The organism is Neobacillus sp. FW104-15D2 (assembly GCF_058790155.1).
Genome location: NZ_JBYTCJ010000021.1, coordinates 69,076 through 86,553, shown reverse-complemented (window position 1 = coordinate 86,553; position 17,478 = coordinate 69,076). Strand labels below are relative to the sequence as shown.

12 protein-coding genes and 1 riboswitch are annotated in these 17,478 nt (G+C 39.1%); of the genes, 4 read left to right on the top strand and 8 right to left on the bottom strand.

Going from position 1 to position 17,478, the window contains the following annotated elements; translation table 11 throughout:
* Positions 1-81 precede the first annotated feature (81 nt).
* Both AC3WR0_RS16810 and mtnK read left to right on the top strand, forming a co-directional pair.
* On the top strand, positions 82-864 hold the full coding sequence (locus AC3WR0_RS16810; protein ID WP_492553383.1) for a carbon-nitrogen family hydrolase: 783 nt from the start codon (positions 82-84) through the stop codon (positions 862-864).
* Between the two features lie 77 nt (positions 865-941).
* Positions 942-1,096, top strand: a riboswitch (SAM riboswitch).
* A gap of 95 nt (positions 1,097-1,191) precedes the next feature.
* Entirely contained in the window at positions 1,192-2,376 is a 1,185-nt protein-coding gene (mtnK, locus tag AC3WR0_RS16805; RefSeq protein WP_492553382.1) for an S-methyl-5-thioribose kinase, read from the top strand.
* Between the two features lie 579 nt (positions 2,377-2,955).
* Here the strand turns inward: mtnK and AC3WR0_RS16800 are convergent.
* The 5 genes from AC3WR0_RS16800 to AC3WR0_RS16780 all read right to left on the bottom strand — a co-directional run bounded on the left by AC3WR0_RS16800 (position 2,956) and on the right by AC3WR0_RS16780 (position 11,224).
* Positions 2,956-3,543, bottom strand: a complete 588-nt coding sequence (locus AC3WR0_RS16800) for a DUF2087 domain-containing protein (RefSeq protein WP_492553381.1) — start codon at positions 3,541-3,543, stop codon at positions 2,956-2,958.
* Between the two features lie 135 nt (positions 3,544-3,678).
* Complete coding sequence (locus AC3WR0_RS16795; RefSeq protein ID WP_492553380.1) at positions 3,679-5,529, bottom strand: PAS domain-containing sensor histidine kinase; 1,851 nt, start codon at positions 5,527-5,529, stop codon at positions 3,679-3,681.
* 153 nt (positions 5,530-5,682) lie between these two features.
* Positions 5,683-7,482: a methyl-accepting chemotaxis protein gene (locus AC3WR0_RS16790; RefSeq protein ID WP_492553379.1), complete on the bottom strand. Its 1,800-nt coding sequence runs from the start codon at positions 7,480-7,482 to the stop codon at positions 5,683-5,685.
* Positions 7,483-7,916: 434 nt separating this feature from the next.
* Positions 7,917-10,211, bottom strand: coding sequence for a thiamine pyrophosphate-dependent enzyme (locus AC3WR0_RS16785; protein ID WP_492553378.1), 2,295 nt, complete (start codon positions 10,209-10,211; stop codon positions 7,917-7,919).
* Positions 10,211-11,224, bottom strand: a complete 1,014-nt coding sequence (locus AC3WR0_RS16780) for a 2-oxoacid:acceptor oxidoreductase family protein (protein ID WP_492553377.1) — start codon at positions 11,222-11,224, stop codon at positions 10,211-10,213. The genes AC3WR0_RS16785 and AC3WR0_RS16780 overlap by 1 nt, the downstream gene beginning before the upstream one ends.
* Positions 11,225-11,555: 331 nt before the next feature.
* On the opposite strand from AC3WR0_RS16780, the gene AC3WR0_RS16775 reads away from it, so the two are divergent.
* Positions 11,556-12,578, top strand: coding sequence for an acyltransferase family protein (locus AC3WR0_RS16775; RefSeq protein ID WP_492553376.1), 1,023 nt, complete (start codon positions 11,556-11,558; stop codon positions 12,576-12,578).
* 39 nt (positions 12,579-12,617) lie between these two features.
* Here the strand turns inward: AC3WR0_RS16775 and AC3WR0_RS16770 are convergent, their stop codons facing one another.
* Genes AC3WR0_RS16770 through AC3WR0_RS16760 form a run of 3 tightly spaced genes read right to left on the bottom strand, consistent with a single transcriptional unit; the run spans position 12,618 to position 15,486 of the window.
* Positions 12,618-13,319, bottom strand: coding sequence for a LutC/YkgG family protein (locus AC3WR0_RS16770; protein WP_492553375.1), 702 nt, complete (start codon positions 13,317-13,319; stop codon positions 12,618-12,620).
* On the bottom strand, positions 13,319-14,746 hold the full coding sequence (locus tag AC3WR0_RS16765) for a LutB/LldF family L-lactate oxidation iron-sulfur protein (RefSeq protein WP_492553374.1): 1,428 nt from the start codon (positions 14,744-14,746) through the stop codon (positions 13,319-13,321). Before AC3WR0_RS16765 ends, AC3WR0_RS16770 begins: the two co-directional genes overlap by 1 nt.
* Before the next feature lie 23 nt (positions 14,747-14,769).
* Positions 14,770-15,486, bottom strand: coding sequence for a (Fe-S)-binding protein (locus AC3WR0_RS16760; RefSeq protein ID WP_027323155.1), 717 nt, complete (start codon positions 15,484-15,486; stop codon positions 14,770-14,772).
* A 224-nt stretch (positions 15,487-15,710) separates the two neighbouring features.
* Between AC3WR0_RS16760 and AC3WR0_RS16755 the strand changes: the two genes are divergently transcribed.
* Positions 15,711-17,453: a B12-binding domain-containing radical SAM protein gene (locus AC3WR0_RS16755; RefSeq protein ID WP_492553373.1), complete on the top strand. Its 1,743-nt coding sequence runs from the start codon at positions 15,711-15,713 to the stop codon at positions 17,451-17,453.
* Positions 17,454-17,478: the final 25 nt, after the last annotated feature.

The following is a 17,478-nucleotide window of genomic DNA, read 5'->3' as shown; positions in this document are numbered from 1 at the left end:
AAAAACAAACAATGCTGTAAACAAACGAAGCAGCAAAACTTGTATCAATAATATTTTAACATTCAAAAGGAGTGAGGAGCAGTGAATCTAAAAATAGCATGCCTGCAGATGGACATTGTTTTTGGAGATCCTGAAGCTAATTATTTAAAAGCCAGGGATTTGATTGCGAAAGCAATGAGGGAAAACCCCGACATTCTGGTCCTCCCTGAGCTATGGACAACCGGCTACGACTTAACAAGGCTTGACGAGATCGCTGATCAGGATTGCAGTAAAACAATCCGCTTTTTGAAGGAAATTGCAGACAAATATAAGGTGCACCTTGTTGGCGGCTCTGCTGCCGGCCAAACTCACAATGAAGTAAAAAACACTCTCCTCATCATTGATAACAAAGGGGAACTGAAGAAACAGTACAGTAAGCTTCACCTATTTAAACTGATGGATGAGCATCATTACCTTGTTCCCGGTGAAGAGGATGGCATGTTTGAACTTGAAAACCGTAAGTTAGCTGGAGTTATATGCTATGATATCCGGTTCCCTGAATGGATCAGAACACATACTTCCCAAGGAGCTGAAGCACTTTTTGTGGTAGCCGAGTGGCCAAAACCCCGCTTAAACCATTGGCGTGCTTTGCTTATTGCCCGGGCTATTGAAAACCAATGCTTTGTCATTGCCTGCAACCGGTCCGGTTGTGATCCTAATAACGAATTTGCAGGTCATTCAATGATCATTGACCCATGGGGTGAAGTCGTCGCAGAGGCTGGAGAAGGTGAGGAAGTCCTCACAGCAGCTGTTGACTTTGACCGTGTAGGAGAGATTCGAAAGCTAATACCTATCTTCGAAGATAGAAGACCTGAATTTTATTAATTTTATAAAAACAGTTGACAGTTTTAAAATTTCACTGTTATTATTTTTACATTGTTTGAAATTAATAGTTTTTTAAACTCTTATCAAGAGCTGGCTGAGGGAATGGCCCTTTGAAGCCCAGCAACCGACTGTAATTCCATTGTGAAATGGGGCGCTATTTGCGCCGGGAAATATCCCCTTAAGGCACGGTGCTAAATCCTACGGAAAGAAATTTCTTTCTGAAAGATAAGAGGTGAGAAGATACGTCTCTTCAAGCCTCTTTCTGATAAGAAAGAGGCTTTTTGCATCTATAAGCGGAAAGCCTCCAAAAATGAGGAGGAATTAATAATGAGTGTAATGACAGCCAATATTTATAAAGCATTAACAGAAGAAACCGCCATTAATCTTGCAATCTCTAAAGGACTTTTTCAGCCAAACAGCACGCTTTCCTGCGAAGAAATCGGTGATGGAAATTTAAATCTAGTATTTAGAATTAAAGACTCTCAGTCCGGAAAGAGCATAATTATTAAGCAGGCATTGCCATACGCCAAGGTGGTCGGAGAAAGCTGGCCACTTACACTTCATAGAGCCACTATCGAAGCGGAAGCGCTTAAAATTTCCGCAAAAATTTGCCCTGATTATGTTCCAGAAGTTTATTTCAGTGACGATGTACTGGCTGTAACCATTATGGAAGACCTTTCGCACCTTTCCATTGCAAGAACTGGCTTTTTAAACGGTGAAACATATCCGTTAATTTCACAGCACTTGGGAGAATTCCTTGCAAAAACTTTATTTTATACCTCTGATTATGGCCTGGGAGCGAGTGATAAAAAGGAATGGGCAAAGAAATTTATTAATCCCGAGCTTTGCAAAATTACAGAGGACCTGATCTTTACAGATCCATTCTATAATTCTTCTAATAACTCTTTCGAAGAAGGATTGAGAAAGGACGTGGAAGAGCTTTGGAATGATGAAGAGCTAAAATTCCACGCATCTATTCTGAAAAAAAGCTTTTTAACAGAAGCTGAAGTTCTTCTTCATGGTGATTTGCACACAGGAAGTGTCTTTGCAAGTCCAAAAGAAACAAAAGTAATTGATCCGGAATTCGCTTTTTACGGACCAGCAGGTTTTGATATCGGCCAGGTAATTGCGAATTTGGCGTTCCAGGTTATCGTAAATGAAAAGGAACGAAATACTTTCATCCAGCATATTGAAACAGTATGGAAGGTATTTGTAAAAGAATTCAGCCGACTTTGGAAGGAAGAAAACAAAGAGGCCTTTGCAGTAAGCGATGAATTTTCGAACTACATTCTGGAAAAATACTTTTCTGATTCACTTGGATTTGCGGGATGCGAATTAATCCGCAGGACGGTAGGACTTGCTCATGTCGCTGATTTGGATAGCATTTCGGAAGATGAAAGACGATTATCAGCAAAAAGAAAAACCCTTGAAATAGGAAAAAATCTAATCAAAGAACGCAGCAGTATCAAAAGCATCGAACAGCTTTCCCAGCAGCTTAGGGAGTTGTTATAAGAAAAAGTCTTTTCCTCTTGAAACTTTTGGCTTTGTTTAACTATATTGTTGATATTCACTAGAATCCGCTCCCTCGCTCGTTGCTCCCTGCGGTGTCTTGGTTTTCCACAGGATATGGAATGATTGCCGCACAAAGAAAATGCGAATGCATTTTAGATGAGTGTCACGGATCTTATGCTTTTTCATTTATTTAGGCTCTTTTGGTAAGCTTTGTTATGATAAAAGCCAACTGCCTTTAAATAACTTCGTGAGACGCATCTGTGTATAGCTGCTTGCAGCTTTGCGACGAGCAGAAGGTTGGCTTTCTTCGTCGAATATATTGTGGCGCAGGAGCACGCCTCCTCGACCGCTAACGACCTTCGAGGTCTCCGCCTGGCTTGCTCTTCCCGCAGGACATTGAAAAGGCATCTCCGAGTCGTCACCGCAAGAAGGAAATGCGAATGCATTTTTGCGAGGAGTCTCGCCTATTTTTTCTCACAGCTTCTTCAAATTGCAACATGCTCTTAGATAAAAGCCTTTATTTAAAACAACAAACAGACCTTAAATTTTTAAAAAAAAGGCAGCCAACCAGCTGCTTTTTTAATTTTCTATTTTAGCCCACATTTCTTCTGGGTTAAGCTCATAGATACCATTTTCCCTGTACATATAATGGTTCATGATAAATTCCCGGCGTATAGTTGCATAATCTTCATGAAATTGTTTGATATACTCATTTATTTCTTTTTCCTGATACTTTTTGCCCTTTTTCAATCCGCTGACGATATGTTCAAATACATATAATCTTTTTTTACGCTGTGCAGGAATGCTTTTAAGTCTGCCGTCTTTTGAAAAAAAGTTGGCCAGTATCTTTTGTTTTTCCAGGCTTGCTTCTACCATATTTTCCATTTCATCGCCTCTTTCCTCGAGCAGCAGGGTAAGTGCCTTAGCTTGCTGCTTTATCATTTTTTGATTTAGATAAAAGTAAATCGTGTTTTTATCTCTTTTTTCGGTAACCACACTGATATCCCGAAGTTTTTTTAAATGATGAGTTATAGTAGGCGGAGTTAATCCAAGCTTACCTGCAATTGCCTGGCCATGAAGAGGTCCTTTTGCCAGTAAGGATACAATCCGGACCCTTGTGGGATCTCCCATAGTTTTATAAAAAGCCACTAGTTTATCCAGCTGCATCGAGAGCACCTCTTTTTTTATTATCATCTAATTAGATATATATCAAATTAATTTTATGGCGTCAAGCATAAATTGGAATAATGATCCCAGTATGAGAACCGTCCAAAACAAAAAACACTTCCTGAAGAAGTGCCTTCATTTCCTTCCTTTAGCCGGCTTGATCGGGAGTGAAATAAGAAAGGTAGTGCCTTTGCCCATTTCGCTTTCTATTTCTACTTTTCCCCTGTGTTCTTCAATAATTTTGAAGCTAACCATTAATCCCAGTCCTGTTCCACGTTCCTTGGTTGTATAAAATGGTTCGCCCAATCGTTTTATTTTTTCCACAGGTATTCCTGCCCCTTGGTCTTTTATAGAAATTAGGACCATATCTTCCTGCTGTTTTATTTCTATTGAGATTGTTCCCCCATTAGGCATTACTTCAATAGCATTTTTAATGATATTAATAAAAACTTTTTTTAATTGATTGGGTTCGCAAAAAATAGGAGGAAGCTCCGCATCCGGTTCCAAATCAAATTGGACATTGTGGAGAACAGCCTGGGCATTCAAAAGTTCGACTGTTTTTTGCATGATTCCCACAACATCCTTCTCTTGAAATCTCACGGCCTGCGGCTTTGCGAGAATCAGGAATTCATTAATAATACTATCAATTCTTTGAAGTTCTGAAGTAATAACTTGATAATACATGGTGTTCTCTTCTTTAATACTCCCTTCCAATAGCTGAATAAACCCTTTGAGTGCGGTCATTGGGTTTCGAATTTCATGAGCAATGCCCGCAGCAAGCTCACCAAGTACATTTAGGGTATCGGATTTTCTCAACTGTTCCTCCATTTGAATTCTTTCAGAAACATCTTTAAAAACCGTAACATTTAATCCGGCTACCAACGCATGCTGGGTAGAAAATTCAATATGGCGTTTCTCGCCATCGTAAGTGTTAAGATATATAGAAGAAGCATCCTTGCCATTTTGTATGACCAAATCCACATGCTTTAAAAGGTCTTCTTTTTTTACGCTGCAGTGGCTGACTAATTCCACTAGGCTTTGGCCGGCCAATTGCTCCTTTTTCAGTCCAAGCATGCTAACAGCTGAACTGTTAATGTCCATAATTTCAAAATGCTCGTCCCATAAAATAATCCCATCGAGAGCTTCTTCAAATATAATTCTAAAAATCTGCTCACTTTCGCGGAGTTCTTTTCCCATTTTGTACCGTTCTGTAATATCTCGAAAGATGGTCATATGAAATCCATCAATAGAATGCATTCTGCAAGTAAATTCAAGCAGCTTTTCCCTTCCATCCTGAAATTTAAAATATAGCTCATCTCTTACAGCACCAGAAGATTTAAATTCGGCCATTATTTTATAGAGCGAACGATTTTTTTTAGTTTTTATAGGGAGATCCATAAAATGTCTTTCGATTAAATCTGAATAACCGCACTCCAATATTCTGCAGGCTGCAGAATTGACATTTATAATTCGCCCTTTTGTATCCCAAAAGATAATTCCATCCAGTGCTTCCAAAAACAGCTCCTGGAAAAGATGCTCGTTTTTTCTTACTTTCTGCTCGAGTATTCTTTTGTGTGTAACATCACGCATAATGGCCAAGTTCCAATCCATTCTTTCATTAAAGGAAACCACTGTTTCAAAATAAAAAGTACCCTGTGAATGTTGAATGGGTAATATACCTTTTGCCTTTCCTGTATGTTCTATTAATGTTTGAATCCTTTTAAGCTTGTATCTTTTTTCTTTTGGAATAAAACCTTTAAGAGATCGACCTTTCATTTCTTCTAGGGGAATATTTGTTATCCTGGAAAATGCCTGATTGGCAGCCACAATTGAACCATCTTTTTTATATAAAATGATGGCATCGGATGCAGATTCAAAAACAGTAGAAATTTCTCTCTCTAGTGCCGTTTTTTTAAATTCGTCAAATTCCTGTTTTAAAAGGGCTATTTCTTGTTTTAAAATGGCAATTTCCTCGTTCTTGCTCACTACTATGCCCCCTCCCCCTGTAAAAATCCGTGTCCTTAAGTTTTATTTCTATTATTCTATAATCTGCCAAAAAAACCTTTTATATTTTTGTAAAAAAGTAAAATTTCCTGAAATAAAATTAACCGCTCCCATAAGAAGCGGTTGAGAATAGAATTATAATTTAAATTTAGATATCATTTCGTCCAGCTGCTGGGAGAGTTCAGAGAGTGAACGGGCATGATCAGAAATGCTTTCCATTGAATAATTTGTTTGTGAAATGGATGCACTTGTTTGTTCAATTCCAGCGGCAGACTGTTCAGAAACGGAAGCTATATTTTCTATGGAAGAATTCATATTTGCAGAGTTTATAGATATCTGCTCAAGACTAGTAGAAATTCCATTAATTTTTTCTGTCATTAAATTAACTGCACCATAGATTTTTTTAAAGGTCATACCTGTGTTCTCAATTTGTTCAGTACCTTCCTCTACCTCTTTATATCCTGTTTGCAACGAAGATACTACTTGATTTGACTCAGTTTTAATTCCATCTACAATTTTAGTAATATCAGAGACTGAAAATGAAACTTGTTCAGCCAGCTTTCTTACCTCTGAAGCAACCACAGAGAAGCCTCTTCCATGCTCACCGGCGCGGGCTGCTTCGATCGCTGCGTTAAGAGCAAGCAAATTGGTTTGACCAGCAATCTCATTAATCACCTGAACCAATTTAGAAATGTGTTTCGTCTGAGTATCGAGCCCCTTAACCCTTTCAACAGACTGTTTCATAATTTCATTAATCTTTACCATTTGGTGCTGTGAGGCTTCCATTAGCTGATCTCCCTTGTTGGTCAGCTCTAAAACCTGGTTTGAAGATGAGTGTATGACATTTCCGTTTTGGACTGCCTCTTCCACCTTCGAAAGGTATTTTTCCATTAAATGAACAAGGTCGGCAGCAGTGCCAGCCTGTTCTTCTGCTCCCCCTGAAAGTTCCTGCATAGTGGAGGCAACCTGCTGGCTCGCTTCTTTCACTTCCTCTGCTGCTCCATTTAACTCCCTGCTTTGATTCGTTACATAGCTTGAAACGCCCTGTATTTCCTGAATCATTGCCTGAAGTTTTTCTTTCATTGCATTTATAGCCCTGCTTAAGTCTGCAATCTCATCCTTCCCAGTATATTCGACTGAAGCAACGGTTAAATTCCCGGACGAAATCTCATTTGAAACATTGACAATCTGGCCAAGTTTTCGAGAAACGATACGGCCCATAATTAATATACATGTAATCCCCAAACCAGCTGAAATACAGATTGATAGAATAAGCACAATAATGGTAAGCACCAGTTCAGCCTTAGCGGAAGAAACAGAGCCTTCCTGCTCCAGCTTTAAATCACTTCTTAGCTTATCCAGTTTTGAAACGGTATTTTCAATTAATCTGTCTGCTTTTAGCTTACCGGAACGATAATCCCTGACATGCTGAAGCCTCACTCCAGGAATAATTTGGTCTTTAAACAACTTGTTTAATTCTTCATCATTTTTGTCAATTTCCAAAAGCAGTTTTTTCTTTTCTCCAGATGTTAATGATCCTTCAAACTCTTTTTTTAGCGTATCGAGTTTAGCAGTAAGTTTATAAAAATGGTTAAGGTGGCCAGGATTAGAATCAATAATATAGTTTCCAATAATCCCGCCCTTTTGTTCAAAAATCGCTTCCGCCTCTGTAATCTTTACAGCTCTTTGACCAGCATCTCTCACATGGTCAAGACTTGAACTTACCCTGGTTAACAGGACAAAAATAATAATAGTAGATAATGCAAAAAGCCCTATTGTGACAAACAAGGCAGCCCCGTATTTCTGCCCGATCTTCAGGTTCTGCCAAAATTTCCACTTAAATAAGGATTCAATTGCTTTTTCTATCCTATTTGTTCTTTTTTTCTCTTTGGGCTTGGCTGTTTTTGTCCCCGATTTCCTTCGCAATATCTTCATTGGTATTTCCCCCTCATGTTTCCTAAGCTTTTAAAGTTATGTAAAATTGAATATTTTTACTATTCTTTTCATTCATTATAATAGAAAAAAAATCACTAGGAAACATATTATTGCAACATCTGACAAAAATCGGCACAAGCTCTTCTAAACTAATATATAAAACCAATGGCCCATGAAAATAGGTCGTAATTTTTCATAAGGTAATTGCACTGATTTTCACCAAAGATTGGCCAACTGGACATGGCAGTTTGTCCGGTAACAGCCTTGAATCCGTGAATAAGAATTGTATAACCATAGGAAATTTTAATAAAATCAAAAAGGGGGTTCGGAATAAAGCTTTCCGAACCCCCTCTTGTCGACAAACTGAAAGTACACCTATGGATGCTTTTTATTTTAGCTAAACATTTTAAATTTTAAATAAAAGCTTTTTAGTTTTACAAAAATGGATTTTCATTTTTAGCTTTTAGTTTTTGCCATCTTTTTTCAACCTCTGCTTCAAATTCAGCAAGCATTGGTTTATTTTCTTCTTTTAAAAGATGTTTTGTTTTCCCCATGTATTTCAGCCATTCGGACAGCTCAATCCGTTTGTTTTTATCTTCCGGATTATAAGTAATAGAAGTAACACCTTGCTCCACTTCATAAAGCGGGAAGAAACAGGAGTTAACCGCTGCTTCCATTATTTCCTCACCAAATCGGTCCTCAGATTTCCAGTTTAGCGGGCATGTAATGAGGATTTTTCCATAAACTGTGCCTATATTTTGGGCGTACCATTGAGCCTTGGCGCCTTTCTTAACCAAATCCTGAGGAAATGCTTCAGACCCTGTAAATACATAAGGAATATTGGTTGCTGCCATTATTTGGGGAGTATCCTTATGGTGGAAAGCCTTACCTTTCTGTGTCTTGCCAATACTTGTCGTACTGGTCATATGCCCCATAGGGGTAGAGTAAGACATTTGTGATCCTGTATTCATATAGCCTTCATTATCATATTCAAGCATAATCAGCTTATGGCCGCGCAAGGCTGTTCCAATTGCTGAGCCCATACCAATATCCATGCCGCCATCACCAGTGATCATCACAAAGGTTGCATCATCTGATACATTGATTTCTCCACGGCGTTTCTGTTCCATAAAAGCCTCCAGAGTACCTGATAACGTAGCAGCTCCATTCTGGAATAAGTTATGGATCATGGTTTGCTTATGCGAGCTATGCGGATAGGAAGTGGTTGTTACATACGCACAGCCAGTCTGGAATAGAACAACTATATCCCCTTCAATTCCTTTAAAGAAAAGTTCAAGTCCCGCAAAAATTCCGCAGCCCGGACATGCCCCGTGGCCTGACGCAATTCGTTTTGGCTTTGTGGTAAGTGCTCTTAGAGGAGGAAGTTTCACTTTAAGTTTGTTGGTTTCCTCATCCATAGCTACTTCAATTAACCCAGTTTTATATGCGTCTCCATGCTGTGGCTCTATTACAGGCTTGAGGATGTTTTCGGGATTTCCCGGAACAATGCCATAGTAATCGAATGGCTTTTCCGCATATCCCTTTTCCATTGCAACAATAGCCATTTCAAAAAACTTCTCTGCATCACTTGCATAAAAATCCTTTCCTCCAAGGCCGAATACTCTGCTCAACACGATAGTTTTATTGTCTTTATCATCCTGAAGTGCAGACTTTATTTCATGGGTAAGGTTTGGACCATTAGCTCCATAAGAATCTGCACGCTCACCTACAAGCAGTGTTTTTACATTTTTAAGTGCCTCCGTGATTTCCTTAGCAGGGAAGGGACGAATGATATTAGGACTGATTACACCCGCTTTTATACCCTTGGCGCGAAGCTGATCCACAACGTCCTTAGCTGATTCAGCAGCAGAGTTCAAAAGGAATACAGCCACTTCAGCATCATCCATTTTGTATAGGTCTAGAACAGGATATTCTCTTCCTGATAATTTTTTATATTCTTCAGCAACCTCTTTAAATACTTCTCCAGCCTGATAAATAGCTTCAGATTGCTGGTAATGATTATTGATTAAATCATCACCATTCATATGGGCACCAATTGTTACTGGTTTGCGTAAGTCTCTTGCAAAATGGTAATCTATTGGACATTCTCCAACAAATTGCTGTACAACTGTGCGGTCTTTAAAATACTCAACCCGTCTCTTTTGATGAGATGTAAAGAAACCGTCATAAGCTACAATGACCGGCAGACGCACTTTGGAATGCTCAGCAATCTTTAATGCCATAACGTTCATGTCATAGACAGCCTGAGGTGTTCTTGCCGTTAATATAACCCAGCCCGTATTCAGTGCATAATACAAATCCGAATGGTCTCCTCTGATATCCAGCGGACCGCTTACGGCACGTGTAACAAGATTTAGTACCATTGGGAAACGTGTGCCGGCCTGAACGGGCATTTGCTCCAACATGTATAAAAATCCATTGGCGCTTGTTGCATTGAATACCCTCGCTCCGGTTGCAGATGCACCATAGCAAATACCTGCCGATCCATGCTCTCCATCAGCAGGGATCAATTTTATATCGTGCTCCCCTCTTGCCTTCATCATATCCAGATACTGCGCAACTTCAGTTGAAGGTGTGATTGGGAAGTATCCCATAATATGATAATTTATCTGTGCAGCAGCCATTGCAGCCATTTCATTACCCGATTCAAAAGTTAAGACCTGTTCCGCTGCGGTGGTAGTTTTTAAATCTTCTTCTAAAATTGCCATTATGCCAGCCCCCCTGCTACATAAGGAAAGTTTTGCTTAACTCTGTGTTTATCCGCATAACCGATCATCTCACGCAGATCACTTAGTGCATCTGTCGGACATGCCTCAACGCATTTCAGGCATCCTTTGCAATATTGATAATCAATCCCCTTAAGGAACATTTGCTTTCTGCCCTTTTTGTCTTCTCCAGCTTCCCAAACAAAGCAGAAATCAGGGCAAACTGTATCACAGGCTGCACAATTAATGCATGTTTCCTGTTTGAACTGAGGAAGGAATCCCTGTCTCGATCCACTTAAGTCCTTTTGGATGCTGTTTGCTTGTGCAACCATCACCCCTCCAATTTCCTGAGTCATATACCCAAGCCTCGGAAGCGGCCGGGTAAATCTTTTTCCTTCTGCTCCTTCTGGCACTTTATAGGTTTTAAAATTAACTTCGTTGTATCCTCTGTTAAATGTTCTTATATTTGGTTCAACTAAATGAGGGTATTTTTTCTCAAATGTTTTACGGATAACGCTTCTCATTGACTCAGGATCAAGAAAGTCACAAATTCGGAACATGGCACCCAACATAGCTGTATTTACCTTTGTTTTTTCCTCAACAGCAATTGTCAGAGCGTCAATAACGGCCAATGTTCCATATTCAAGCTTAAGGTCTTTTTTTATATCATCCGATTCCCTGGTGGAATTTACTAATACAATGCCATCTGCATTTAGGCCGCTTAGAACATTAACTGTTTTGTAAAGAGCTTCATGGAAAATCCCGATAACATGAGGCTGTTCTATTGGACTGTGATCTCTGATTTCTACATCAGGATCGCAAAAACGTACGAAGCTTTTTACTGGTGTTCCTTTTTTCTCTGATCCATATGATGAAAAGTTGGATCCATTTAGCCCCAAACCCAGCACACCTGCTTCAGCAAGCATTTTACCGGCCAGATTTGCCCCTAATCCACCAATTGATTCAAGGCGAATTTCAAAAAATCCAAGTTCGTTTTTACTAGGTAAGATTGACATATTCTCCCTCCAAAATTTCTTTTTGCACATATGCAAAAAATTATAAATAAATTGTTTCCCCTCTGATATTGTATGGCAGCTATTTTTATTCCGCTGTGACAAAAGTCATTTTTCGTCAAATATTTTTATAACACTTTTTTACCAGTGGCAAAAACCCCCGTAAACAAAGGCTTTGGTACGAATATATAATTATACAACAGATAAAACGTTGTTGTATAACAGATAGGGATTTTCTAAATCCCTTTGGTTTGGAAGGTATTTCCTGTTTGACTTTAAAATGGAGAGGTAATTTAAACAGGTAAGTAATCAGGGGTTTTATTTGGAGGTTCACATGAAGCAGCGGGATTACTATTTTGATAATGTAAAATTCATTTTGATATTTTTTGTGGTTTTCGGCCATCTTTTATGGTCCTATAATGAGAACAACCATCTCATTTCAACTGTATACAAGGAAATCTATACCTTCCATATGCCTGCGTTTATTCTCGTTTCAGGCTATTTTTCAAAAGGCTTTAATAAAAAAGGTTATATTTCTAAGATTGCCAAAAAGCTCATTTTGCCGTACTTGATATTTCAGGTTATCTATTCAATTTTTTATTATTTCCAGCATCATAAGTCTACCTTTGAAGTTAACCCTTTTGATCCGCATTGGTCATTATGGTTTTTAATCAGCCTTTTCTTTTGGAACATTTTATTAATCATTTTCACAAAATTAAAAGCCCCGGTATCAATCTCCATCGCTCTGGCAGTAGGAATGATGATTGGCTATGTTGATTGGGCTTCAGATTTTCTAAGCCTTTTAAGAACCTTTGTGTTTTTCCCATTATTCCTTATTGGGTACTATCTGAAAAAAGAGCATATCTATATGCTTTTACAGCAAAAAGTTAAAATACTCTCCCTGTTTATGATTTTAATCGTATTCGCAGGCCTATATTTCCTTCCTGGAATTCAGGAAGATTGGCTGCTTGGATCAAAGCCCTATGATAAGCTTGGTGCAGCAGCTTCTGGAATCGCAATGCTAAAGAGGCTTGGCATCTATCTTTTGAACTTTGCAATGGTTCTAAGCTTTCTGGCGATGATTCCACAAAAAAGATATTTCTTTACGAATCTTGGAAAAAATACTTTATATGTTTATTTGCTTCACGGCTTCTTTGTACGGGTCTTCAGGGACAGCGACCTACAGGACTATTTCAGTCCAACCACCGGCTTCCTTCTGCTTGCAGGTTTGGCGCTTGGATTGACTTTACTGCTTTCGAGTAAGGTTATTACTTCCATTACACAGCCTTTTATTGAATTGAAAATGTCTAAGACCAAACGATTTGTATACCGTATGGTCGATACATTTAGAATATAAGGAAAAAAAGCATGAGCCCCAATGGCTCATGCTTTTTTTCTATAAATCATTAATAACGATATATGTAGCCCTGACGGGTCCATGGACACCTACTACAAGATTAAGCTCTATATCCGCAGAGTTGCTTGGACCTGTTATAAATTGAACACAGGAAGATACCGGATTTCCTTTAAGATGTTCAGCCCGCATTTGTTCAGCGGCTTGGGTCATCCGCGGAACTAATGAACTTTTTGGTATTAGAGCAATTAGATTTTCGGGCAGGAAGCTTACCATTCTTCCTTTATCCTTATTTGTAAATAATACAATTGTTCCTGACTCTGCAAGTGTTAAATCGCTTATAACAAGTCCTATCCCTGCTTTTTCAGCCCGGAGAATATTTTCACGCCCTTGGGTATAATCCCATTCTTCAAATTTTATTTCTGATTTTAAAAGGAAATCCAATCCCCACTCCTTAAGCCTATTATCCTTTCCGGCAAGCACAGAACCTCCATATGCCTCTATTTCATCCTTTAAAACAGCAGAAAGATTATTTTTATCAGTAATGTAAAGGCTGGTATGAATGTTGAGACACTGATCCTTTAAGATAGTCAGCAATTCGTCCTGAGAAGCATCCTTTAGAACATTTTTTTGTGGCTGGAACTTCCATACCGGTCTTTCAACCTTCTCCGTTACAGACTGACGGCCAAGCTGGGAAGCAATTTGATTTAGAAACTTTTCGCGATTCGTAATACTCCCGGTCATTATGCGTCGCCATCCTTTTCTCGGTTCTTGAACCAATCCCGGAATCTTTCTTTGTGAGGGGCAGGAAATTCACGGATTTCTGTCCAGGCCTTAAGCGGTCCCGGCCCTTTTGATATGGTGTTACCGGACACAAAGGGATTCATCGCCGCAGGAGCCATTTTGGTCCCAAGTTTATATAGGATGGGAGAGGCTGCACCAAGACCAAAAGCTTTCATAGCAAGCTTTTCTGAGATAGGGGCCTTCCCTTCCTTTTCAACAATTTGCTCACGATGCTTTAGAAGCAGTCCGTGCAGAGGAATTTTCACTGGACATACCTCTGTACAAGCTCCACAAAGAGTTGAGGCATAGGGCAATTCTTTATTTTCCTCATATCCTCCCAAAAGCGGTGTAAGAACAGCTCCAATAGGACCGGAATAAATAGATCCATAGGAATGGCCGCCAATATGACGGTATACAGGACAGGTATTTATACAAGCTCCACAGCGGATACATTGCAATATGGACTGAAATTCACTTCCCAATATATTAGAACGGCCGTTATCCACTACTACCAGATGAAACTCCTCCGGCCCGTCTGCCTCATCTATTTCTTTAGGTCCAGTCAGTACTGTAATATAACTGGTTAATTTCTGGCCAACGGCACTTCTCGTCAGCAGTCCAACAAGAACTTCGAGCTCCTCAAAGGTTGGCACGATCCTTTCCATTCCCATTACAGTGATTTGTGTTTTGGGAAGAGCCGTTACAAGGTCCGCATTTCCTTCGTTGGTAACAAGACAAAAGGAGCCTGTTTCTGCTACAGCAAAATTGCAGCCTGTTATTCCAATATCTGCTTCCAGAAACTTCTGACGGAGAACTGCACGTGCATGGGCCGCTAATTCTTCAGGCTTTGCTGTTTTTTGATACCCTAATTTTTCTGTAAAAACATCTCTGATCTGCTCTTTATTTTTATGGAGTGCCGGTACAACTATATGAGAGGGGGGATCATGGTCATCAACCTGGAGTATATATTCTCCTAAGTCCGTTTCAATTACCTCACACCCAGCCTCTTCAAGGCAAGAATTCAAATTGATTTCTTCTGTTACCATTGATTTTGATTTAACTACCTTTTTTGCTCCTTTGCTTTCCACCACGTTTTTTATGTATTCATTTGCTTCAGCCGGAGTTTGGGCAAAAAAGACATGCCCTCCCCTGCTTGCTATATTGTCACTTAATTCCTTCAAATAGTAATCCAAATGTTCTAATACATGCTGACGAATTTCCTCGCCATGGGATCTCCAATCTTCCCAATTCCCCAATTGATCAGCAGCATCCTGCCTTCTCGACCCCATCCTTTCTTGGGCACCGGCAACTGCTTTTCTCATGAAAGAATTATTGATTCCTTCTTCAACCCTGTCTTTAAAATCATTTGAGCCTATTTTCATCGGCATGGCTTTCCCTCCATTCCCATTCTTTAACGGCTGTTTAGAATTTCAGCAATGTGCAGAACTTTTATTGGCTTTCCTTTTCTCTGTATCCGGCCGCCTATATTCATTAGACATCCAGCATCTGCCCCGATTAAATACTCTGCTTCTGTTTCTTCAATATGGTAAACCTTTTCATCTACCATCTGCTCAGAAATTTGAGCCATTTTCACGGAAAAAGTTCCTCCAAATCCACAGCATTGTTCCTTTCCAGAAAGCTCTGTGAAACGCAGGCCTTTTACGTTTTTAAGTAGAATCATTGGTGCTTTCCTAACCCCCAGCAATCTGGTCATATGGCAGGAGGTATGATAGGTAACAGACGCATCAAAAGCAGCACCAACATCCTCCACATTAAGAACATCAACGATAAACTCAGTTAATTCAAAGGATTTTTCAGCTACCTTAATAGCCTTTGGTTCCCATTCAGGGTCACCTTTAAAAATATGAGGATACTCCCGAAACATGGCGATGCAAGACCCGGAAGGAGAAACGATATACTCGGCATCCAAAAAGGTCGCTATCATCCTTTTCATTGCTTCCTTTGATTCTTTTAAGTATCCGCTGTTATATGCGGGCTGCCCGCAGCAAACCTGGGATTCTGGAAATTCCACTTCACAGCCGAGATGCTCGAGCAGTTCAACGGTTGCTTTCCCCACATTGGTCTGAAAAAGATCAACCAGGCATGTAGCAAATAAAGCTACTTTCATCATCCTCACCCCATAAATCTTCATTTATTTTCTTTTGTGGCTCAATGAATCTTCACTCTTAATAATCATACCTGAATATCAAATAGACAGAAAAGAAAAACATCTTTTAATTCTGAAAATATTCCAATGATCTTCTTTTTTGTTAACAAAGATCTCTATATCTTTTTTATAAAAAGAACGATATAATAGAATATTGGTTTTAACCCTAAAAAGGAGTTATAGAAATGAATATTATTTGTTCCACTTTGAATGCAAAGTATATCCATACTAATTTAGCGATCCGCTATTTGAAAGCATATGCGGAACCCGAATTCATAATAAATCTAAAAGAATATACCATCAAAGACCCTGTTATGAATATTGTTTCCGATCTTATTCAGCAAAAGCCCGATATAATAGGATTCAGCTGTTATATTTGGAATATAGAAGAGACAATTAAAGTAATTAATATTGTTAAAAAGATTAATCCTTCCATAAAAATAGTCCTCGGCGGACCAGAAGTTTCTTATGATACTTTGGAATGGATGGAACGAGTACCAAGTGCAGATTTTATCGTAATGGGTGAAGGAGAAGAAACCTTTAAACAGCTTCTTAACGAATTGGACGGCCAGAACCAGTTTAATAAAGTTCCAGGAATCGCTTTCCGAAATGAAGGTAAGATTCGTCTTACTCCCCAAATGAATAAGCTGGATTTGAAAGAACTGCCCTCTCCCTATCGTTTTGATGAGGACCTGTCCCATTTAGGCAAGCGGGTAACCTATATTGAAACAAGCAGGGGCTGCCCATTTAGCTGCCAGTTCTGTCTCTCCTCCATAGAAGTAGGAGTAAGATATTTTGACAGGGAAAAAATTAAGGACGATATTCGTTTCTTAATGGCTAATGGTGCAAAGACTCTGAAATTCGTGGATAGGACCTTTAACATTAGTAGAAGTTATGCCATGGAGATGTTCCGTTTTTTAATTGATGAACACCTTCCTGGGACCGTTTTTCAGTTTGAAATTACTGCCGACATCATGAGACCTGAGGTAATTGAATTTTTAAATGCCGAAGCACCTCCAGGCCTTTTCAGATTTGAGATTGGGGTTCAGTCAACAAATGATTATACAAATGAACTAGTTATGAGAAAGCAAAACTTCACTAAATTAACCCGGACTGTAACCCTTGTTAAAGAAGGCGGAAAAATTGATCAGCATCTTGACTTGATAGCGGGACTTCCAGAAGAGGATTACCATTCCTTCAGAAAAACCTTTAATGATGTCTTTGAACTAGGGCCTGAAGAACTGCAGCTTGGGTTTCTTAAAATGCTAAGAGGCACGGGGCTTAGGATTCGTTCCGATGAACATAAATACACATTTATGGACAATGCTCCATACGAAATTCTTGGGAATAATGTTCTTTCCTTTGATGATATCATAAAGATCAAACAGGTTGAGGATGTGTTGGAGAAATACTGGAATGACCACCGAATGGATTATACTGTTGAATACCTTGTAACAAAAGTATTTGATACTCCGTTTGATTTCTTTCAGGATTTCGGTTCATATTGGGACAGACAAGGGTGGTCCAGAATTGGACATCAGCTAGAAGATTTATACCGAAGACTTTTAGAATTTCTTGAATACAGGAATATTCCGGACTTGGATATTGCAGTTGGATTAATGAAGTATGACTATTTTTCAAGCCAGAAATATAAACCAAGAAAACCTTGGTGGGAGCCAAGCTTTAATAAAGATGAAAGAGCCGGGATTTATAAATTGTTAATAGAAACACCAGAAATGGCGGGCCAGAATTTTGTACAGTTAGGTCTGGGAGAAAAAGAGCTATACAAGCACACCATGCTAGAATCATTAGAGTTTGACCTTAATAAATATTTAAAAACAGGAAAAATTTCAAAAACAAGATCCTGCCTGGTAGTATTTTTTGAACCTGCCAATGAAAAGAGCTCTTCATTTACTTTTGCTATGTAAAATAAGCCGGCTAAGCAGCCGGCTT

Excerpts from the sequence above, each read along its gene's own strand:
- mtnK (WP_492553382.1), top strand. The coding sequence starts at position 1,192 with ATGAGTGTAATGACAGCCAATATTTATAAAGCATTAACAGAAGAAACC.
- AC3WR0_RS16800 (WP_492553381.1), bottom strand. The coding sequence starts at position 3,543 with ATGCAGCTGGATAAACTAGTGGCTTTTTATAAAACTATGGGAGATCCC.
- AC3WR0_RS16790 (WP_492553379.1), bottom strand. The coding sequence starts at position 7,482 with ATGAAGATATTGCGAAGGAAATCGGGGACAAAAACAGCCAAGCCCAAA.
- AC3WR0_RS16785 (WP_492553378.1), bottom strand. The coding sequence starts at position 10,211 with ATGGCAATTTTAGAAGAAGATTTAAAAACTACCACCGCAGCGGAACAG.
- AC3WR0_RS16780 (WP_492553377.1), bottom strand. The coding sequence starts at position 11,224 with ATGTCAATCTTACCTAGTAAAAACGAACTTGGATTTTTTGAAATTCGC.
- AC3WR0_RS16775 (WP_492553376.1), top strand. The coding sequence starts at position 11,556 with ATGAAGCAGCGGGATTACTATTTTGATAATGTAAAATTCATTTTGATA.
- AC3WR0_RS16770 (WP_492553375.1), bottom strand. The coding sequence starts at position 13,319 with ATGACCGGGAGTATTACGAATCGCGAAAAGTTTCTAAATCAAATTGCT.
- AC3WR0_RS16765 (WP_492553374.1), bottom strand. The coding sequence starts at position 14,746 with ATGCCGATGAAAATAGGCTCAAATGATTTTAAAGACAGGGTTGAAGAA.
- AC3WR0_RS16760 (WP_027323155.1), bottom strand. The coding sequence starts at position 15,486 with ATGAAAGTAGCTTTATTTGCTACATGCCTGGTTGATCTTTTTCAGACC.
- AC3WR0_RS16755 (WP_492553373.1), top strand. The coding sequence starts at position 15,711 with ATGAATATTATTTGTTCCACTTTGAATGCAAAGTATATCCATACTAAT.